The 21,508-nt window shown below is 74.3% G+C and carries 6 protein-coding genes and 2 pseudogenes; 2 read left to right on the top strand and 6 right to left on the bottom strand.

The genetic code is table 11. The annotated features are described in order from the left end of the window. Positions 1–60 precede the first annotated feature (60 nt). From RIN75_RS15510 to RIN75_RS15495, 4 genes are all read right to left on the bottom strand, one after another. Positions 61–822: an SDR family oxidoreductase gene (locus RIN75_RS15510; RefSeq protein ID WP_309112612.1), complete on the bottom strand. Its 762-nt coding sequence runs from the start codon at positions 820–822 to the stop codon at positions 61–63. Positions 823–1,049: 227 nt separating this feature from the next. Continuing rightward, positions 1,050–1,493, bottom strand: a complete 444-nt coding sequence (locus tag RIN75_RS15505) for a nitroreductase family deazaflavin-dependent oxidoreductase (RefSeq protein ID WP_309112611.1) — start codon at positions 1,491–1,493, stop codon at positions 1,050–1,052. Positions 1,494–1,671: 178 nt separating this feature from the next. After that, a complete protein-coding gene (locus RIN75_RS15500; protein WP_309112610.1) occupies positions 1,672–2,517 on the bottom strand; it encodes an NAD(P)H-binding protein in 846 nt (281 codons plus the stop codon). A 219-nt stretch (positions 2,518–2,736) separates the two neighbouring features. Beyond that, entirely contained in the window at positions 2,737–5,007 is a 2,271-nt protein-coding gene (locus RIN75_RS15495; protein ID WP_309112609.1) for a BTAD domain-containing putative transcriptional regulator, read from the bottom strand. Between the two features lie 720 nt (positions 5,008–5,727). On the opposite strand from RIN75_RS15495, the gene RIN75_RS15490 reads away from it, so the two are divergent. Both RIN75_RS15490 and RIN75_RS44110 read left to right on the top strand, forming a co-directional pair. After that, positions 5,728–6,069, top strand: a complete 342-nt coding sequence (locus RIN75_RS15490; RefSeq protein ID WP_309112608.1) for a helix-turn-helix domain-containing protein — start codon at positions 5,728–5,730, stop codon at positions 6,067–6,069. A 117-nt stretch (positions 6,070–6,186) separates the two neighbouring features. Further along, positions 6,187–6,436: pseudogene (locus RIN75_RS44110) on the top strand (peptide-methionine (S)-S-oxide reductase); the annotation flags it as partial. Between the two features lie 149 nt (positions 6,437–6,585). Here RIN75_RS44110 and RIN75_RS15485 read toward each other — a convergent pair. Together RIN75_RS15485 and RIN75_RS15480 are read right to left on the bottom strand one after the other, a co-directional pair. Then, positions 6,586–12,507 (bottom strand): annotated as a pseudogene (locus RIN75_RS15485) (thioester reductase domain-containing protein); the annotation flags it as partial. Between the two features lie 35 nt (positions 12,508–12,542). Beyond that, complete coding sequence (locus tag RIN75_RS15480; protein ID WP_309112606.1) at positions 12,543–21,503, bottom strand: SDR family NAD(P)-dependent oxidoreductase; 8,961 nt, start codon at positions 21,501–21,503, stop codon at positions 12,543–12,545. Between the last annotated feature and the right edge of the window lie 5 nt (positions 21,504–21,508).

Raw genomic sequence — 21,508 nt, 5'->3', positions numbered from 1 at the left:
CCGAGCCCCGGGGTCCTGGTGTTCGGCGGCCGGCCGCCGAACACCAGGACCCGGAAGCGCTCATTCGGCGCCGAGGGGGACCAGGCCCTGGGCGATGCCGCCGTCGACCGGCAGCTCGATCCCGGTGGTGAAGGTCGCGCCGAACGCCAGGAACAGCGATGCCTCCGCCACCTCCTCCGGCGTGCCGATGCGACCGAGCGGGGTCAGCGCCGCGCCCGCCGTCTCGAACTCCTCGCGGTACTCCGGGCTCGCGGTGACCACGCCCATGGTCGGGGTCTTGATGAACCCGGGGCTGACCACGTTGACCCGGATGCGCCTGGGCAGCAGTTCGGCCGCGAGCACCTGCGCGAACGCCCGCACCGCCGCCTTCGCGCCGGAGAACGTCGCCATGCCGGGAGTGCCCGTGCCGTCGGCGACCGCGGTCGTGAAGACCACGGCGCCGCCGTCGGAGACCGAGGGCAGCAGTCGCTGCACGGTGAAGAACGCGCCCTTGGTGTTGACCGCGAAGGTCTTGTCGAAGCTCGCCTCGGTCACCGAGTCGAACGGTTCCAGCTCGGCGAACCCGGCGTTGATGTGCACGTAGTCGACCGTGCCCAACTTCTCCTCGACCAGCTTGCCCAGGACCTCGATGTCGGCCAGGTCCGCGGTGTCTGAGCGCACGACGTGCGCCTTCGGCCCCAGTTCCCGCTGCGCCGCCTCGACGTTGCGCTCGTTGTAGCCGGTCGTCACCACTTCGGCACCACCCGCGAGCAGCGCCTTCACGATGGCCAGACCCATGCCGTGGGTGCCACCGGTGACCACGGCCTTCTTGCCAGTGAACATGGCGGAATTCTCCTGTCAGCTCCGCTGAGCGAATGATGCGCGCGCTTTCGGCAACAATCACACATGGCGGACAATCGATCAACCACTGGTAAAAAAGTTAGTACTTACCAATTGGTCAGTGGGTCTCGGATCGACACTCCGGGACCGGTCGTCGCAAAGCGGCCGGAAACGCCGCAGGGGCGGACGGCAGCCGCCGTCCGCCCCTGCCGGACATTCTTCTCGGGTCGCTACACGCGCTCCAGGACCACTACCGGGATTTCCCTGGACGCGGTGGCCTGGTAGGTGTCGAAATCGGGCCACAGCTTCGTCATGAGCGCCCACAGCCGCGGCTTCTCCCCCGCGTCCGCCGTGCGCGCACGCGCGGTGAACTTGTCCGAGCCGGCCTGGACGTGCACCTCCGGGTTGGCGACCAGGTTGAGGTACCAGTCGGGGTGCTTCGGGCCGCCGCTCATGTGGGAGGCGATGAGGACGTACCGCTCGCCGTCCTTCGTGTAGAACACGGCGGTCCTGCGGAGCTTGCCGCTCTTGCGCCCCCTCGTCGTCAGGACGAGGTTCGGGACACCCCCTGCCATGTGGCCGTCGCGCCCGTCGCTGGCGAGGTACCGCGCGACGTGCTGGGCGACCCCCGCGTACGGGCTGTCGGTCACCGGCTCGGCGCCGGGCTCGTTCATCTGCACTCCTCATGGGTCACTGGGGAACGGGAGGTGGAACACACGACGGGTGACCGGTTGTGCGACCACTGTAGCGATACCCGACCGGAGGAAGACGCGGCCACCGCAAGGTGGTGCGGTCGCGCGCAGTTCAGTCCTCAATGGACTGTCACGGACGTCGGACGGGCGCGCGGCGGGCTCACACCCGCCAGGCGCCCTCGGCGACCGCGTTCTCGGCGTACTCGGCGAAGCTGATCGGCTCGCGGCCCAGGGCGCGCTGCACACCGTCGGACAGGTGGGCGTTCTTGCCCTTGCGGATCTGGCCGATCAGGTCGGCCAGCAGCTCGGCGTACTCGCCCGGCGTGCCGACGGCGACGAGGTCGTCGACGTACTGCTCGTGCGTGACGGCCTCGTAGCGGATCTCGCGGCCGGTGGCGCGGGCGATCTCCGCGACCGCCTGGCCGAAGGTGATCGCCTCGGGACCGGTCAGCTCGTAGAGCCGGCCCGCGTGCCCGTCCCGGGTCAGCGACGCCACGGCGACGTCGGCGACGTCGGCGCAGTCGACGAACGGCTCCAGGCCGTCGCCCGCGGGCACCCGGAGGTGACCGGCCATGATGCCGTCGAGCAACACGCCCTCGTCGAAGTTCTGCGTGAACCACGTCGGTCTCAGGATGGTCCACTGGAGGCCGGACGCGCGCACGATGTCCTCGCTGCCGGTCAGCGACTTGCCGCCCGCCTCCTCGTCGGTCCGGGCCTGGAGCAGGGTCAGGCGCTCGACACCGGCGGCGACGGCCTGCTCGCAGAACGAGCGGACCGAGACCGCCGGGTCCCACTCCACCGGCTCGTCGACCAGGTCGACCATGTAGACGGCCCCGGCTCCGTCGAGGGCCGCCCCCCAGGTTCCCTCGTCGTGCCAGTCGAACGTCGTCTCGCCGTTGCGGCTCGCGGCGCGCGCGGTGAACCCGCGGTCGCGGAGCCGCGCGACAACCCGCTTTCCGGTCTTGCCCGTTCCACCCAGCACCAAAATGGGTTTGTTGGTCGTCATGACCATCAGTGAAGCAGCGCGGCCGCACTCTTTCGAGATGGCGGCGAAAAGATTCCCCACCGTTCGGTCAACGACGGTCGCGGGCGGATCGGAAATCGGTAACGGCCTGCCCATCGACTGGTCACGGCGTCCGCGCGAAATCGCGCGGACTGCGCTTTTGTCGCACGGTGGGCGCGTTTCGGGAAGACTCCTCCGCGCGGTGCCGCGGGAGCGTTGTCGTCAGAACCCGCCGGTGAACGGCCCGGCCGGCAGGGCGGACGAACGGTGGTGGTGGGCACGATGACCACCACCACCGCGGGTTTCCGGGCCGGGTGGTCCGACTCGTGCGCGACCACGGGCGCCGAGGTGACGAGGCGCGACGCCTTGACCGCCCGGCGCGGTTCGATCGCGCCCTCCCCGGTCGTCGGCGAGGAGCGGGTCCAGGGTGATGGTCGTGGCGTGCCGCTTCCCACCGCCCCAGGCCGGTCTGCGGTCCAGCAGGCACGGCTGCGCGGTGACGACCACCAGCAGCGGCACCGTGCGAGCGGTCTCGGCGAGGGCTTCCACCGCGTCCAGCACGGCGGGGTGGGACAGGTGCAGGTCGTCCACCGCCACCACCACCGGCTTGGTGAGCGCGATGTCCTCCACGAACAGCCGCCACGCCCGCAGCACCTCGCCGACGTTCGACCCGGTGGCGCCGTCGCGCCGCGGATCGACGCAGTGGCGCAACCAGTAACGCAGCCACCGGAACTCGTCGTCGTCGACCACCAGTTGGTCGAGCGCGTACGACAGCTTGTCCGACACCGCGACCGGGGAGTCCCCCGGCGTGATGCCGCAGTACTCCCCGACGACCTGGCCGGGCAGGGCCAGCGGGTCGTCCCCGCCCCGCGCCGACGTCCGTCCGACCAGGACGGTGACCTCGTCACCGACTTCCAGTCGCCGTGCGAACTCCAGCAGGAAGTGCGTCTTGCCGATGCCCTCGTCGCCCAGGATGGTCACCAGGTGCGGGCGGGCGCGGTGGCGGACCCGGTCGAACATCCCGGCCAGGAGGTCCATCTCCCGCTCGCGGTCCGCGAACGTCAGGGCGCTGCCTGCCCGCGGGTCGCCGAGGGTGGCCGACTCGCCGTTGCCGGCGACCCGGTACGTGAACAGCGACCTGGTCATCCACAACGTCCGCCCGCACACCCGGACGTCGCCCGCCGGCACGTCGGCCAGCAGGCACTGCGCCTGCTCGACGAGCGCGTCCGCGGCCACCACGGCCTCGCCGGAGCGCAGGTGCCTGACGGCGACCTCGCCCGTGACGATCGCGGCGGTGATCTCGGGCCCGCCCCCGGGGCCGGCGCGGCCGCCCAGGACATCGGCCAACCCGGCCACCGCGCGGACCGCGCGTTCGGCGTGGCCGCCGCCGTGCGGGACGTCGAACAGCACCGCGGTGACCGAGCCGATCGACGCCAGGACGACGCCACCCCCGGCCTGCGCGGCTCGGCGGACGTCGACGGCGATGGTGGTGAAGTGGTCGGTGCCGTGCCGGGCGTCGACGACGCCGTCCGCCACCGGCGGGCGCGCCCGGACCAGCAGCACGCTGGCGGTCCGCCGTTCCAGCCCGCCGCTGGGGCGTTCCGGCGCGGCGGGCTCGTCCGCGACCGCGACGCGGACCGGTTCGAGTGCGAGCGGCACGGGCGGGACCGGTTCGGCGGCGGGCGTCACCGGCTCCACCTCGGTCGACACCACCTCGATCCGCTCAGCCGGGGTGAGCGCCGGGTCGTGGGTGAGGATGGCCTGCTGCAGCGCCCGCAAGCCGTGGCCGGGCTCCAGGCCGAGATCGGCCAGCGCGGCTCGCGTCCTGGTGAAGGCGGTGAGCGCGTCGGCGTGCCGCCCGCAGCGGTAGAGCGCGAGCATGAGCTGGCCGCACGAGCGCTCGCGCAGCGGCTCGGTCTCCATCATGGTGTACAGCGCGCCCAGCACCGCGTGGTGCCGCCCGCAGGCCAACTCGGCTTCGACCAGGTTCTCCATGGCGTCGAGCCGGGAGTGCTGCACCGCGGTGAGCTCCGGCCAGGTGACGCCGGCCTCGACCAGGTCCGCCAGCACCGGACCGCGCCACATCGACAGCGCCTCGCGCAACACCTTCGTCGCCCTGGCGGGGTCACCGCTCGTGAGCAGCGCCTGGCCCTCGGCCGCCTGACGCGTGAAGCGGTGCAGGTCCACCTGGTCGACGTCGAGCCGGAGCAGGTAGCCCGGCGGCTGCGTCACCAGGCCGGTCGCGTGTTCCCCGCCCCCGTGGGCGGACAAGGTGGTCCGCAGTCCCCAGACCGCGTTCTGCAGGACTTTCCGCGCCGAAGTCGGCGCGTCACCGCCGGGCCACAGCGCCCGCAACAGCTGGCTGGTGGCCACCACTTGGTTGGCCTGCAGCAGCAACCGGCCGAGGGTGGCGCGCTGCCGAACGCCTCCCAGCGGAATCGAGTGGCCCTCGTGATCCAGTACCGTCAGCGCGCCCAACATCTGGAACCGCATCCTGTCCCCCAAGCCTGCGATTGGTCTTCCGGCAGTCGTGTCCGACCACCGAGCGGCCTCGCGGTCGCCCGCCCGCCGGACCGACGCGACCGATCCGGGATATGCGGCGTGGCGACGCCCCCAAATGAGGCCATTACGGTCGCGACACACGTCTGTCAATGTCGGCGGTCACCGACCGCCGGCGGAGCGCACAATCAGCCCAGCCCGGTCGAAGTGCACTCACCCGGATTCGAAAAATTCTCCGACAAACCTTCCGGTGCCACGTGTGACAATTCTGCGAGTCCGCGCCGGCGATCAGGGCGGTTACGCGCCGCAGGAATCCCGCATCCCCGGACACATTGAGCCACCTGTTCCGCCTTCATTGACACGAATGGGTGAAACCCGAAGTGATGCCCATCGGTGGCACGGAGCCGCCGACCGCGTCCCCGATCCCGCCTCGGCACCGGAATTGCCACTACGGAAGTCCGCAGCACGGAGTTCGCGCCTTCGTCGGCCGCGCGGGCCCGATCCACGTCATCCCCGCGAGAGAGGCGACCCGGCGGGGAAGACCGCCGACATCTGGCGTTGGCCCCACTCATCGACTCCTCCGTCTGGCATCCTCGACATCACCGCAGCAACCGTCGCACCAAGTTCCGCCGGCTCGTTACAGTATCCGGTGTTCAGGTGGGGGCAAGTACTTACGGGAAGGTAAGCACTTACCGATTCGTCAGGGGGACGAGCGTGAAGACCAAGAGTTACGTCTGCGGTTTGGACGCCGCGGTGGACCTCATCGCCGGCAAGTGGAAAGTACTCATAATCGCGACCATCGCCGACGAGAGCAAGCGATTCGGCCAATTGCGGCGACTTATTCCGGGAATCAGCGAGAAAATGCTCTACCAGCACCTGCGGGAAATGGAGGCGGACAACCTGGTCCGCCGCGAGGAGTTCGACGAGGTGCCCGCCCGGGTCGAGTACTCGCTGACGCCGCTGGGGCACTCGCTGAACGCCGCGCTGGAGCCGCTGAACGAGTGGGGCGCCCGCAACATGGCCTCCGGCGACGCCGCCGCCTGCGGATACCACTGACCACCCGACCGGCCGGCCATGACCTGGCGTCGGCCACGGCCCGCGAGCAGGAACGACCCCCGCGGGACAGGCGCTCCGGCGCCCGCCCCGCGGGGCAGGTCGGCGGACGGCCTTGGCCGCCAGGGCAACGACATCGGCGCCGGCGGCGCTCGGCGAGCTTCTACGCCGACGACGAGCAGAGGCGGATCGCGGAGGCGACGATCGCCGACGTGGACGCGTCCGGCGAGCGGCCGGCCAAGGTCGTCCCGGAGGCCGCCCGGCCGGGTGACTTCCGGGAGGCGCAGCGGAGCACCAGGACACTGGAGCGTTACCTGAACGGGTACACGTGCCACTCGTGCGGCCCGAGTGGCGGCTCGGCGAGCGGTGACCTCGCCGGTCGAGGTCGTGGCCCCGCACGTCTCGCCCGTGCCCGCCTACGAGGACCGGCCCGGTGACGGACCGCGACCCGACCCGAGCCCGCGGGTTCGGCGACGGCCCGGCGACCCCGACCGCCGGGGTCGGGGTCGCCTGTCCCCGTCACGCCCCGGCGACCAGCGCCGACTCCCAGGCCGCCGGGTAGTAGCCGGTCTCGGCGAAGAAGCGGATGTAGGTGTCCACCAGGTCGCCGGTGACCGGCGGGCAGGTGATGCCCGTGCCCGCCAGCGCCTGTTCGGTCTTCGACACGTCCACCTCCGGGTAGAAGCCCGCGTTGTCGGTGACCATCAGCTCGAACGCGTCCAGCAGCGGGATCAGGGCGTTGTCGCGGTCGGCCAGCACCGACCGCCGCCACGACGCCCACTCCCGCTCCTCCAGGCGGTAGCCGTGGGCGCGCAGCCGGGCCACGATCTCCCGCCAGCTCACCCGGCCCGGGTTGTAGAGGTGGAACGTGCCGCCGGACTCGCGCGACAGCGCCACCACCGCGGCCGCCGCGTAGTCCACCGGGACCATCGGCACCGTGCCGTCGAGGCCCGCGGGCACCGCGCCCGCCTGGATCAGGCCCTTGGTGGCCAACCACACGAAGTCCCTGGTCTGGCAAGCCCCGTTGACCTGGTCACCGGACACCAGGTCCACCCGGTACACCCGCACCGGCAACCCCCGTTCGGCCGCCTGCGCGACCAGCCGCTCGGCGACCCACTTGCTGCGCAGGTAGCCGCTGGGCAGCGCGTCCGGCGGGCCCGTCGGGTCGTCCGCGGTCAGCGGCACGCCCGGTTCCCGCGCCCCGGCGAACACACCGGTGGTGGACAGGTGGTGCACCGGCACGGTCCGGTGCCGGGCGGCCAGGCGCAGGACCTCCTGCGTGCCGTGCACGTTCGGCGCGCGCAGCTCGGCGTACGGCCGCAGCCAGTTCACCGTCGCACCCGCGTGGTAGACCGCGTCGACCTCGCGGGCGAGCCGGTCGTGGGTCTCCTCGGACAGCCCGAGCCGCGGCTGGGCCAGGTCGCCCGGCACGATCCGCAGCCGGGTCGCGTCCACCTCGTCCCACAGCCGGTACCAGCGGAGGTTGGCCTCGACCTTGCGCAGCCCCTCGGCCTCGTCCGCGGCGCGCACCAGGCAGTGCACGGTCGCGGTGGACGCCCGCAGCAGCTCCCGCAGCAGGAACGCGCCGACGAACCCGGTCGCGCCGGTGAGCAGCACGTGGTCCGGCGCGTCGACCGTGCGCACGACCTCCGCCGCCGGCCGGACGTCCTCGGCCAGCACCTCGTCGTAGTCGACGTCCGCGGCGCCGGTCGCGCCCGCCAGGAACGCCGCCAGCGCGCCGGGCGTCGGGTGGTCGAACACGACCGTCGCGGGCAGGGTCAACCCCGTGGCGGCGGCGACCCGGTTGCGCAGCTCGACCGACAGCAGCGAGTCGAAGCCCAGGTCCGGGAACGGCTTGTCCGCCACCTCGCCGGAGAGGCCGAGCACGGACGCGACTTCCCGCCGCACCAGATCGCCGACAACCGCGCGCCGCTCGTCCTCGGGCAGTTCCGCCAGGTTCGGCACCGCCGCTCCAGTCCCCGCGACCTGCCGGACCGGCGGCAGCAGCGTGCGCAGCAACGGCGGCGCCTGCTCAGGGCGAGCGCGCAGGGCGGTCAGGTCCAGCGGCACGCCCACCAGCGCCGGAGCGCCCGAGGCCACGGCGGCGTCCAGGATCGCCAAGCCCCGCTCGGTCTCCACGGGCCGCAAGCCCGCGCGGGCGATCCGGGCGCGGTCCAGCTCGCTCAGGCCGCTGGTGATGCCGCTGGACTCGGCCCACAGGCCCCAGGCGACGGACGTCGCGGGCAGGCCGAGCGCGGCGCGGTGGGCGGCCAGGCCGTCGAGGTAGGCGTTCGCGGCGGCGTAGTTGCCCTGGCCCGCGCCCCCGATCACCCCGGCGATGGACGAGAACAGCACGAACGCGGTCAGCTCGTGGCCGCGGGTCAGCTCGTGCAGGTGCCGGGCGGCGTCGGCCTTGGGCCGCAGCACGGCGGCGAGCCGTTCCGGGGTGAGGTCGCCGATCAGGGCGTCGTCGATGACGCCCGCGGTGTGCACGACACCGGTCAGGCGGGTGTCGCCGATGGCTGCCCGGAGCTGGTCGCGGTCGGCGACGTCGCACGCGACGATCCGGACCGACGCGCCCAGCGAGGTCAGCTCGTCCCGCAGCCGCGCCGCGCCGGGCGAGTCCGGACCGCGACGGCTGGTGAGCAGCAGGTCCCGCACCCCGCGGCGGGCCAGGTGGCGGGCGACCACCGCGCCGAGCGTGCCGGTGCCGCCGGTGATCAGCACCGTGCCGTCGGTGGGCCACGTCGTCCGGCCGACCCGCGCGCGGCGCAGCTTCGGCACGTGCACGACCCCTCGCCGCACCACGGCTTGCGGCACGCCGGCCGCGACGACGGCCGGGATCGCGGCCTCCGACGCCGGGTCACCGTCGACGTCCACCAGCACGACCCGGCCCGGTTGCTCGGACTGCGCCGACCGCGCGAGGCCCCACAGCGCCGCGCCGTCCACGTCGGTCACGTCCCGCACCGCGCCGCGGGTCACGGCGACGAACGGGTCGTCGCCCCGCAGGTGGGCCAGCGCGGACGCGGCCCGGGTGTGCAGGTCGGCGTCGGGTCGCCACCGCACCACGCGCGGCGTGACCTCCGAGGGCGGCAGCTCGACCGGCTCCCAGTCCACTTCGAGCAGCGCGTCCCGCGGCCGCAGGAGGGCGTCCGCGACGGCCTCGGCGGCGGTGGGGCGCAGGCGCACCGACCCGACCGTGGCGACCGGTCCCCCGCCGGGGTCGGCGAGCACGATCCGGTCGCCGTCCACCTGTGCCCGCACCCGCGACGCGCCGGTGGCGTGCAGCTCCACGTCACGCCAGTGCACCGCGTCGCCGTCGCCGACCAGCCGCAGCGCCGCGTCGAGCAGCGAAGGGTGCAGGCGGAAACCGTCGGGTGCGACGGCGTCGAGCTCGGTCCACTCCCCCGCCTGCGGCCACGTCGGCCGCGCGGACGGGGCGAGCGTGCCGGCCGCGTGCAGCGACCAGTCGCCGTCCAGTCGCGTGTGGACGGTCAGCCGGCCGTTCGCGACCCGCGCCTGGACCTGCACACCGCCGCGGTCGGGCACGACGACCGGCGCGAGGACGTCCATCGACGCCAGCCGGGGCAGGCCGACTTCGTCACCGGCGCGGATCGCCAGCTCCACCAACGCCGACGACGGCAGCACCACCGCACCGCGCACACGGTGCCGCTCCAGCCACGGATGGCCGCGCAGGGACACCTTGCCGGTGAACACGACCTCGTCCGCGCCCGCCACCGGCACGGCCGCGCCGAGCAGCGGGTGGTCGGCCGGCGCCACGCCCAGCTCGGCCAACTCGGCCGACTCCCGGTGCTCGACCCAGAACCGCTGCCGCTGGAACGGGTAGGTCGGCAGCTGCACGTGCCGCGCGCCCGTGCCGGCGAAGAAGGCGCGCCAGTCCACCGCCACGCCGAGCGAGTGCAGTTCGCTCAACGCGGCCACCAGCCCGGCGCGCTGCAACGCCACCGCGGAGGCGTCCACGGTCTCGCGCACCATCGGGGTCAGCGCGGCGGCCGGACCGACCTCCACGAACGTGGTCACGCCCCGCTCGGCCAACGTCCGCACGCAGTCGGCGAAGCGCACCGCCTCGCGGACGTGCCGGACCCAGTAGTCGGGCGAGGTCAGGTCCGCGTCGACCGCACCGGTCACGTTGGACACGACCGGGATCGCGGGCGCGTGGTAGGCGATCTCGGCGGCGACCTCGCGGAACGCCTCCAACGCGGGCTCCATCCGGTGCGAGTGGAACGCGTGGCTCACGGTGAGCCGCTTGGTGCGGCGGCCGCGGGCGCGCAGCTCCGTCTCGACCGCCAGCACCGCGTCCTCGTCACCCGACACCACCACCGAGGCCGGTCCGTTGATCGCGGCCACGCCGACCCCCGGCGTCAGCAGCGGCTCGACCTCGTCGGCGGGAGCGGCCACGGCGACCATCGCCCCACCCTCCGGCAGCTCGCCGATCAGGCGGGCACGGGCCGCGACCAATGCGCACGCGTCCTCCAGCGAGAAGACGCCGGCGACGTGCGCGGCGGTCAGCTCACCGAGCGAGTGACCGGCCACGAAGTCGGGCTTGACCTGCCAGGACTCCAGCAGCCGGAACAGCGCCACCTCGAAGGCGAACAGCGCGGGCTGCGTGTACCGGGTCCGGTGCAGCAGCTCGGAGTCGCCGAACACCACGTCCTTCAGCGGCGTCGGCAGGTGCGGGTCGAGCAGCGCGCACGCCTCGTCGAACGCCTCCCGGAAGACCGGGAACCGCTCGTGCAGGTCACGCCCCATCCGTGCGCGTTGCGCGCCCTGGCCGGTGAACAGGAACGCGGTTCGCCCCCGCCGCGGCGTCGGCGCGCCGCCGTCGAACGCCTCCAGCGCGGCCAGCAGCTCGTCCCGGTCCCGCGCCACGACCGCGCCGCGGTGCTCCAGGGCGGTGCGGCCGGTGGCGAGGGTGTTGGCGACGTCGAGCAGCGAGAGGTCCGGTCGGGCGGCGAGGAAGCCGCGCAGGCGCTCCGCCTGCGCCCGCAGCGCCTCGGCGGACCGTGCCGACAGCAGGAACGGCAGCTCCCCGTCGACCTCGGCGACCCGCTCCGGTTCCTCCTCGGGCACGTGCTCCAGCACCACGTGCGCGTTGGTGCCGCTGACGCCGAACGACGACACCGCCGCCCGCCGGGGCCGGTCGGTCTCCGGCCACGGCCGCGCCTCGCGCAGCAGCTCCACCGAGCCGGACGACCAGTCGACCACGGGCGTCGGCTCGTCCACGTGCAGGGTGCGCGGCGCCACGCCGTGCCGCATGGCCTGCACCACCTTGATCACGCCCCCGACACCGGCGGCAGCCACGCTGTGACCGATGTTGGACTTCAGCGATCCCAGCAGCAGCGGCGTCGACCGGCCCTGGCCGTAGGTGGCGAGCAGCGCCTGCGCCTCGATCGGATCGCCGAGCCGCGTGCCGGTGCCGTGCGCCTCCAGCACGTCGACATCCGAAGTGGACAGTCGGGCGTCCTCCAGGGCGGCGCGGATGACGCGTTCCTGCGACGGGCCGTTCGGCGCGGTCAGGCCGTTGGACGCGCCGTCGGAGTTGACCGCGCTGCCGCGGATCACCGCCAGCACGGGGTGGCCGTTGCGGCGTGCGTCGGACAGCTTCTCCAGCAGCAGCAGGCCGACGCCCTCCGACCAGCCGGTGCCGTCGGCCGCCGCGGCGAACGACTTGCACCGGCCGTCCGCCGCGAGGCCGCGCTGGCGCGAGAAGTCCACGTACCCGGTGGGCGAGCCGTACACCGTGCAACCGCCCGCCACCGCAAGCGTCGACTCGCCCGTCCGCAGCGACCGCACCGCCATGTGCAGCGCCACCAACGACGACGAGCACGCCGTGTCGACGGTGACGGCCGGGCCTTCGAAGCCGAACGCGTAGGCGATCCGCCCGGACGCCACGCTGCCCAGCTTGCCGGTCATCAGGAAGCCCTCCAGCTCCTCCGGCCCGGCCAGCCCCAGGTAGCTCTGCTCGCCCACGCCCGCGAACACGCCCGTGCGGCTGCCGCGCAACGCGGCCGTGTCGATGCCGGCGCGTTCGAACAGCTCCCACGCGGTCTCCAGCAGCACGCGCTGCTGGGGGTCCATGCCCAGCGCCTCGCGCGGCGAGATGCCGAAGAACGCGGCGTCGAACTCGGTGGCGTGGTCGACGAAGCCGCCTTCCCGGGTGTAGGTCTTGCCGGGCACACCCGGTTCGGGGTCGTAGAGCCGGTCGACGTCCCATCCGCGGTCGGTCGGCCAGGGCGTGATGCCGTCACGTCCCTCGGCGACGAGCCGCCACAGGTCGTCCGGCGAGTTGACGCCGCCGGGGTAGCGGCAGGCCATCGCCACGATCGCGACCGGTTCGGGCGTCTCCAGCTCGGCGATGCGCTGCCGCGCCTGCTGGAGGTCCGCCGTCACCCACTTCAGGTACTCGACCAGCCGCTCCTCGTTGGACACTGCGTTCTCCTCGATGTCATGGGTGGTCAGCGGGCGGCGCGGCCGAGCTGGTTGTCGATGAAGTCGAACAGCTCGGCGGCGGAGTCGAAGTCGGTGCGGACGTCGGCGGCCCCCGGCTCCGCCCAGCGGTTCAGGATGGTCCGCAGCCGCACGGTCAGCTGCTGCCGCTGCTCGTCGCCGACCTCGGCCAACGTCGCCTCCAGTCGGTCCAGCTCGGCCAGCGCCGGTGTCGTGTCGTCGGGTGCGAGGCGGTCCAGCAGGACCTCGGCCAGGGCGGCGGGCGTCGGGTGGTCGAACACCAGGGTCGCCGCCAGCGCGACGCCGGTCTCGGCGGTGAGCCGGTTGCGCAGGTCCACCGCGGTGAGCGAGTCGAAGCCGAGGTCGCTGAACGGCTTGTCCAGGTCGACCCGGCGCGGGTCGCCGTGCCCGAGGACGGCCGCGACCTGGGCGCGGACGACCTCCTCCACGATCTGGTCGCGCTCGCCGTCGACGGCGGACGCCAGCCGTTCGGCCAGGGGCACCCGCGGCGTGCGGACCAGGTCGCGCAGCACCGCGGTGCGCGGCAGCTCGGACAGCGGCACGGCCACCACGGCGGGCCGGTCGGCGACGACCAGCTCTTGGCCCGCGATCACCGCCGTCCCCGGCAACCCCTGCGCGGCCCGCTGGTGCGCCAGCGCTTCCATGAACGCCACCCCGGCCGCGTAGTGCGCGTGACCGGCCGCGCCGAAGCCTTCCACCGAGGCCGCGAGGACCAGGTGGCCGGGCGTCTCCCGGTGCAGTCGCCAGGCTTCCTCGGCGGTCTCGCGGAGCGCGTCGGCGAGCGCGTCGGCGGTGAGCCCGGCGAGCGTGGCACGCGCCGGCGGCACGGGCCGGTGCACGACGGCGTCCTCCGGCACGGGCGACGCCTGCGCCGTCACCCGCACCAGCCGCGGCGCGAACGCCCGACCGTCGCGGAACACGACCTGCGGCTCACCGGACGCGACCGCGGCGGCGAGCTCGCCCTCACCCCCGACCAGCACGATCCGGTCCGGGGCCTCCACCTGCGCGGCGCGCACCAGACCCCACACCGCGGCGACGCCCGGATCGGCCGGGTCCGGCGTGCACACGACCGCCCGGCCCGTGCCCGTGGCACGCTTGCGTAGCTCGGCCAGCACGTGACGGGTCGCGGTGCGCGCGGTGGCCACCGGGTCCGGGCCCGCCTCCACCCGGATCACGTCCGGCGTCGGGCCGTCGACCTCCGGCAGGTCGACCGGCACCCAGTCCACCTCGTACAGCGGCAGCCCGGTCAGGGCGCGGTACTCGATCGAGTCGAGGCGCGCGACCTCGTTGCCCTGCTCGTCGAGGAACACCGAGCCGTCCACGCGCACGGCGGTTCCCGCGGTCGTGGCGCGCAGGCCGCGCCACACGGCGGGTTCCACGTCGGCGCGCGCGAGCAGCGACAGGTCCACCTCGGCATCGATGCGCGGGCCGGCCGTGAGCGTGCCCCTGGCCTGCTCGACCCACCCGTCGTGCCACGCGTGCACGCTCACCGGGCGGGTGTCGCCGTCCGGCTCGCCCACCTTGACCTGGACCCGGCCCGGGCCGGGCAGCGCGACGACGTCCAGGTCCACCACCGGGAAGCCGACCTCGCGGCCGGCGTGCCAGACCAGGTCCGCGACGCCCGCGCCGGTCGACGCCTCGGTCAGCGTGCCGGTGAACAGCACCTCGTCGCGGTCGGCCACGTGCACCGGCGCGTCCAGCACCGGGTGCCCGCTGGTGGTGCGCGGCTTGGCGGTCAGCCAGTAGCGCTCCCGCTGGAACGGGTAGGTCGGCAGCACGACCCGCCGACCCGGGAACGCCGACCAGTCCACCACCACGCCCCTGGCGTGCAGGTGGGCGAACAGCTCCACGGCCGTCCGCCGCTCGGGCCGGTCGCGCCGCAGCGCGGGCAGCGCGGCGTGCCCCTCGGGCAGCACGGCGGCCAGCAGGCCGGTCAGGATGGCGTCCGGGCCCAGCTCGACGAACGTCGTCACGCCCTGGTCGAGCAGCGTGCGCGCCGCGTCGTGGAACCGGACGGGCTCGCGCACGTGCCGCACCCAGTACGACGGGTCGGTCCAGTCGGCGTCCTCGCCGACGGTCGACACCACGGGGATCTCCGGCCGGTGGTAGGTCAGCTGCTCCGCCACCGCGCGGAAGTCGTCCAACATCGGGTCCATCAACGGCGAGTGGAACGCGTGGCTGACCGCGAGCCGGGTGTGCTTGAACGCCTCGGCGCAGGCCAGGACCGCCTCCTCGACACCGGACAGCACCACCGACCGCGGTCCGTTCACGGCGGCGACGGCCACGCCCTCGGGCAGCTCCAGCTCGTCCTCGGCGGCCTGCACGGCGACCATCGCGCCGCCGCGCGGCAACGCCTGCATCAGCCGACCTCGTGCCTCCACCAGCTTCGCCGCGTCCGCCAGGGACAGCACGCCCGCCACGTGCGCCGCCGCGATCTCGCCGATCGAGTGCCCGGCCACGAAGTCGGGCCGCACGCCCCACGACTCCAGCAGCCGGAACAACGCCACCTCCACCGCGAACAGCGCGGGCTGCGCGGTGCCGGTGTCGTTCAGGCCTTCCCCGGACTCGATCGCCGCACGCACCGGCAGGTGCTCGCACACGTCCTCGAAGGCCCGCGCGAACACCGGGAACGCCCGGGCCAGCTCCAGCCCCATACCGGTCCGCTGCGCGCCCTGCCCGGTGAACACGAACGCCGTCCGCCCCTCCCGCACGCGGGGCAGCGCCACCGCGTCGCGCACGTCGGCAGGCGACTCGGCGGCGACGACCGCCCGGTGCTCCAGCAGGGCACGGCCCACGCCGAGCGTGTGCGCCAGGTCGGCCACCGGGACGTCCGCGCGCGCCAGCAGCTCCAGCTGCTCGGTCAGCGCCTCCGGCGTGCGGGCGGACACCACCACGGGCGCCGGACCCCGGGCCGCGCGGTCGACCTCGGACTCCGCCGGCGCCTGCTCCACGACGACGTGCGCGTTGGTGCCGCTGATGCCGAACGACGACACCGCCGCACGACGCGGGCGGTCGCCGGGCCACTCCCGCGCCCGCGTCACCAGCTCGACCGCACCGGACGACCAGTCGACGTGCGGCGTCGGCTCGTCCACGTGCAGGGTGCGCGGCAGCACGCCGTGCCGCATCGCCTCGACCACCTTGATGATCCCGCCGACGCCCGCGGCGGCCTGCGTGTGGCCGATGTTGGACTTCAGCGACCCCAGCGCCAGCGGCCGGTCGCGCTCGCCGTACACCGCCAGCAACGCCTCGGCCTCGATCGGGTCGCCCAACGTCGTGCCGGTGCCGTGCGCTTCCACCAGGTCCACGTCGGACGGCTTCAGGCCGGCCGCCGCGAGGGCGGCCCGGATGACGCGTTGCTGCGCCGGGCCGTTGGGTGCGGTGAGGCCGTTGGAGGCGCCGTCGGAGTTGACCGCCGTGCCGCGCACCACGGCCAGCACCGGGTGCCCGTTGCGGCGCGCGTCGGACAGGCGTTCCACCAGCAGCACGCCGACGCCCTCGGACCAGCCGGTGCCGTCGGCCGACGCCGCGAACGGCTTGCAGCGGCCGTCCGGCGCCAGGCCGCGCTGCCGCGAGAACTCCACGAACGCGGTCGGCGTGGCCATCACGGTCGCGCCGCCGGCCAGCGCCAGGTCGCACTCGCCGCGCCGCAGCGCGCCGACCGCGAGGTGCAGCGCCACCAACGACGACGAGCACGCCGTGTCGACCGTGATCGCCGGGCCCTCCAGGCCGAGCACGTAGGCCACCCGGCCGGACGCGACGCTGCCGGACGTGCCGCCGACCAGGTAGCCCTCCAGCTCGGGCGGCAGCGCGCCGCCGGTGCCGTAGTCGTGGTACATCAGGCCGGTGAACACGCCGGTCTTCGTGCCGCGCACCGAGGTCGGGTCGATGCCGCCGCGTTCCAGGGCCTCCCAGGCGGTCTCCAGCAGCAGGCGCTGCTGCGGGTCGGTGGCCAGCGCCTCCCGCGGCGACATGCCGAAGAACTCCGGGTCGAACAGGTCGGCGTCGTGCAGGAACCCGCCGTGCCGGGTGTAGGTGGTGCCGGGGTGCCGCGGGTCGGGGTGGTAGAGGTGGTCGAGGTCCCAGCCCCGGTTGGCGGGGAACTCGCCGATCGCGTCCCGGCCCTGCGCGACCAGCTCCCACAGGTCCTCGGGCGTGCGCACGCCACCGGGGTAGCGGCAGGCCATGGCGACGATCGCGATCGGCTCGTCGGTTGCGATCACCTCCTCCCGCGCGGGTTCGACCGCGCCCGCCAGGTGCTCGGCCAGCGCGGCGGGCGTGGGGTGGTCGAACACCAGCGTCGTGGGCAGCCGCAGCCCGGTGGCCTCGGCGAGCCGGTTGCGCAGCTCGACCGCCGTGAGCGAGTCGAAGCCCATCTCGCTGAACGCGCGCCGCGCGTCGACGCCCGCCGGGTCCGCGTGCCCGAGGACCGCCGCGACGTGGGAGCGCACCAGGTCCGTGAGCGCGCGGACGTCGGTCGTCGCCAGGGACTTCGGCTTGCGGGCCGCACGGCGTTTCGGCGCCAGCTCCCGCAACGCCGGGTGCGGGTCGTCGCGCAGCGCGGCGCGGTCCAGCCCGGTCACCGCGAGCACCGGTTCGCCGGTGGTGAGGGCCGCGTCGAACGCCGCCAGCGCCGCGTCGACCGGGATCGGCTGGAGGCCGAGCCGGCGGATCCGCTTGCGGTCCACTTCGGACAGTCCGCCGGACATCGCGCTGTCGGACTCCCACAGACCCCAGGCCAGCGAGGTCGCGCGCAGGCCGAGGGCGTGGCGGTGGCGGGCCAGCGCGTCGAGGAACGTGTTGCCCGCCGCGTAGTTCGCCTGACCCGCGGTGCCCAGGACGCCCGCGATGGACGAGTACAGCACGAACGCCTCGACGTCACCGGCCAGCTCGTGCAGGTTCCAGGCGGCGTCGACCTTGGGCCGCAGCACGCGGTCGACCTGGTCCGGCGTGAGGGAGTCGAGCGTGCCGTCCTCGACCAGGCCCGCCGCGTGCACGACGGCCGTGACCGGGTGCTCGGCCAGCACGGCGGCCAGGGCGTCGCGGTCGGCCGCGTCGCAGGCCACCGCCACGACCTCCGCGCCCTCGACGTCCGGCGCCTCGCCGCTTCGGCTGAGCAGCACCAGCTTGCGCGCGCCGTGCCGGGAGACCAGGTGCCGGGCGATCGCGCCGCCGAGCGCGCCGCTCGCACCCGTGACCAGGACCGCGTCCCAGCTCGGGCCGTCGCCGGCAGCGCGGGGGGCCGGGGTGAGCACGGGGTGGACCTCCTGGCCGTCGCGCAGCAGCACGAACCGGCCGGGGTGCTCGGCCGCGGCGCTGCGGACGAGTCCCTCGACGGCCGCGTGCGCGAGGTCGTCGGTGACGGCCACGCCCAGGACGCCGCCGGACCCGGCCGCCCAGGCGCGGAGCTCGCCCAGCACCCGGTGCGTGACGCGGCGGACCCGCTCGGGCAGCGGGCCTTGCGGCGTCTCGACGGTGAGCACCCGGTCCACGCGGGCGGGCGAGGTCCGCGGGGTCGGCGTGAACAGCAGTTCCGCGCCGGTCACCGGGCCGGTGAGCGGGCGCAGGACGAGGTCGGCGACCGAGACCACCGGCGCGCCCGTGCTCTCGGCGACCAGCAGGGCCACCGAGTCCGGGCCGGTCGGGGTGATCCGGACGCGCAGGGACGTGCCGGCCGTGCCGTGGAACCGGACGCCGGACCACGAGAACGGCAGCCGGGCGGGACCGTCCTCGACCAGGCCCGGCAGCAACGGGTGCAGCGCCGCGTCGAACAACGCCGGGTGCACGGTGAAGCCGGTCGTCGGTACGTCCGACGTGACCTCGGCGTAGATCTCCCCGTCGGCCCGCCACACCCTGCGCAGGCCCCGGAACGCCGGTCCGTAACCGTAACCGTGCCGGTCGAGGCCGTCGTAGGAGACGGGCATCTCGGGCGCGGCGGGCGGCCACTGCGACAGGTCGTCGACCGGCTCGTCCGCGGGGTCCGGCGTGCCGGTCGCGTGCCGGGTCCACGGCTCGTCGTCCCGACGGGAGTGGATCTCGACGGTGGTCGCGGTGCGCACGACCTGGACGGTCACCGCGCCGGTGTCCGGGACGACCAGCGGGGAGGTGACGGTCAGCTCGGCGACGTCGCCGGCCAGCTCGACCAGTGCCGTGCCGGGCACGACGGCGGTGCCGTGCACGCGGTGCTCGCCCAACCACGGGTGGGTGGCCAGGGACAGCTTGCCGGTCCGCACGGTGGCGCCGTCGGGCAGCTCGACCGTCGCGCCGAGCAGCGGGTGCCCGGAGGACGTGAGGCCGGCCGCCGACACGTCACCGCTCGCCGACGGCGTGAGCCAGTACCGCTTGCGCTGGAACGCGTAGGTCGGCAGCGGCACCTTGCGCGCGCCGGGGAACACCGCGGCCCAGTCCGGGTCCACGCCGCGCATGTGCAGCTCGGCCAACGCGGCGGCGACGGTGAGCGGCTCGGGCACGCCTGCGCGCAGCAGCGGCACCGCCGTGACGTCGTCGAACGCGGCGGCGGTGAGGCCGGAGAGGACCGCGTCCGGGCCCAGCTCGACCAGGGTGCGCACACCGCGGTCGCGCAGCGCGGTGAGGGCGTCGTGGAAGCGGACCGTGGCGCGGACCTGGTGCACCCAGTACTCGGGGTCGGTCCAGTCGGCGTCCTCGCCCACGGTGGACACCACGGTGATCCGCGGCCGGTGGTAGGTCAGGGTGCGGGCGACTTCGCGGAAGTCGTCCAGCATCGGCTCCATCGACGGCGAGTGGAACGCGTGGCTGACCGCGAGCCGCTTGCCGCGCAGCCCTTCGGCGGCCTTGAGGACGGCGTCCTCCGCACCGGACAGGACGAGCGAGCGCGGCCCGTTGACGGCGGCGATCGCCACGCCCTCCGGCAGCTCCAGCTCGTCCTCGGCGGCCCGGACCGCGACCATCGCGCCGCCGGGCGGCAACGCCTGCATGAGCCGACCGCGTGCGGCGACGAGCTCGGCCGCGTCGGCGAGCGACAGCACGCCGGCCACGTGCGCCGCGGCCAGCTCGCCGATCGAGTGGCCGACCAGGAAGTCCGGGCGCACGCCCCACGACTCCAGCAGCCGGAACAAGGCCACCTCGACCGCGAACAGCGCGGGCTGCGCGTTGCCGGTGAGGTCGAGGTCGACGCCGGACTCGATGACCTCGCGCACGGGCAGGTGCTCGCACACCTCGGCGAACGCGCGGGCGAACACCGGGTGGGCCTCGGCCAGTTCCAGGCCCATGCGGACCCGCTGCGCGCCCTGCCCGGTGAACGCGAACGCCACCTCGCCCCGCGGCGGGACCACCACGGCCGGGAAGTCGCGCAGGTCGGTCCCCGCCGCGCGGTACGGCATGGGCGTGCGGCAGGCCAACGTGAACGCCGCGTCACGACCGGACGCGCCGGCCCGGGCGAGCCGCTCCGCCTGCTCCGCCACCGCCTCCGGACTGCGACCGGACAGCACGAACGGCACCGGCAGGCCCGGGTCGTCCGCGGAACCCGCGCCACCGACCGGAGCCGACACCGCGTCCGCCGGGGCACCGCCGGCGGGCGTCTCGTCCACCAGCGCCGGCGTGGCTTCTTCGACCACCACGTGCGCGTTGGTGCCGCCGAACCCGAACGACGACACACCCGCCCGCCGCGGCCGGTCGCCGCGCGGCCACTGCCGAGCCCCGGTCAGCAGCTCGACCTTGCCCGCCGTCCAGTCGACGTGGCTCGACGGCGCGTCCACGTGCAGCGTGCGGGGCATCACGCCGTGCCGCATCGCCTGCACCACCTTGATGATCCCGCCGACACCGGCCGCCGCCTGGGCGTGCCCGATGTTCGACTTCAGCGAACCCAGCCACACCGGCTCCTCGCGGTCACGGCCGTAGGTGGCGAGCACCGCGCGCGCCTCGATCGGGTCGCCCAACGTCGTCCCGGTGCCGTGCGCCTCCACCAGGTCCACGTCCGACGGCGACAGGCCGGCCGCCGACAGGGCCGCGCGGATCACGCGTTCCTGCGCCGGTCCGTTCGGCGCGGTCAGGCCGTTGGACGCGCCGTCGGAGTTCACCGCGCTGCCCCTGATCACCGCCAGCACCCGGTGGCCGTTGCGGCGGGCGTCCGACAGCCGTTCCAGCAGCAGCACGCCGACGCCCTCGGCCCAGCCGGTGCCGTCGGCGCGGTCGGAGAACGACTTGCAGCGGCCGTCCGCCGCGAGCCCGCGCAGCCGGGAGAACTCGATGAACGCGGTCGGCGTCGACATCACCGTGACGCCGCCCGCCACCGCCAGCGAGCACTCGCCCCGGCGCAGCGCGTTCGCCGCCAGGTGCACGGCGACCAGCGACGACGAGCACGCGGTGTCCACGGTCACGGTCGGGCCTTCCAGCCCGAACGTGTAGGCCAGCCGGCCGGACGCGATGCTGCCCGCGCTGCCGCTGAACAGGTAGCCCTCCACGTCGTCGGGCGGGAGGTTGGGTCGCGAGCCGTAGTCGTTGTACATCACGCCGACGAACACGCCGGTCTTGCTGCCGCGCAACGACTCCGGGTCGATGCCCGCGCCCTCCACCGTCTCCCAGGTGGTCTCCAGCAGCAGCCGCTGCTGCGGGTCCACGGCGAGGGCCTCGCGGGGCGACAGGCCGAAGAACTCGGCGTCGAACCGGTCGGCGTCGTGCAGGAACCCGCCGTGGCCCGTGGTCGACCGGCCGACCCGCTCCGGGTCGGGGTCGTGCAGGTCGGCGGGCCAGCCGCGGTTGGTGGGGAACGGCGTGATCGCGTCACGTCCCTCCGCCACCAGCTGCCACAGCTCGTCGGGCGTGCTGACGCCACCGGGGTAACGGCAGGCCATGCCGACGATCGCGACCGGCTCGTGGTCGCGGTCCTCGACCTCCTTCAACCGCCTGCGGGCGTCCCGCGCGTCGGCGATGGCCCGCTTGAGGTAGTCGCGGAGCTTGTTCTCGTCAGCCACGTCGT

This window comes from Saccharothrix sp., assembly GCF_031180885.1.
Lineage (GTDB): Bacteria > Actinomycetota > Actinomycetes > Mycobacteriales > Pseudonocardiaceae > Actinosynnema.
This window is presented reverse-complemented; position numbering and strand designations above follow the sequence as displayed.

Bases quoted from the DNA above. Each gene is read 5' to 3' on its own strand.
- RIN75_RS15510 (WP_309112612.1), bottom strand. From the start codon at position 822: ATGTTCACTGGCAAGAAGGCCGTGGTCACCGGTGGCACCCACGGCATG.
- RIN75_RS15505 (WP_309112611.1), bottom strand. From the start codon at position 1,493: ATGAACGAGCCCGGCGCCGAGCCGGTGACCGACAGCCCGTACGCGGGG.
- RIN75_RS15500 (WP_309112610.1), bottom strand. From the start codon at position 2,517: ATGACGACCAACAAACCCATTTTGGTGCTGGGTGGAACGGGCAAGACC.
- RIN75_RS15495 (WP_309112609.1), bottom strand. From the start codon at position 5,007: ATGCGGTTCCAGATGTTGGGCGCGCTGACGGTACTGGATCACGAGGGC.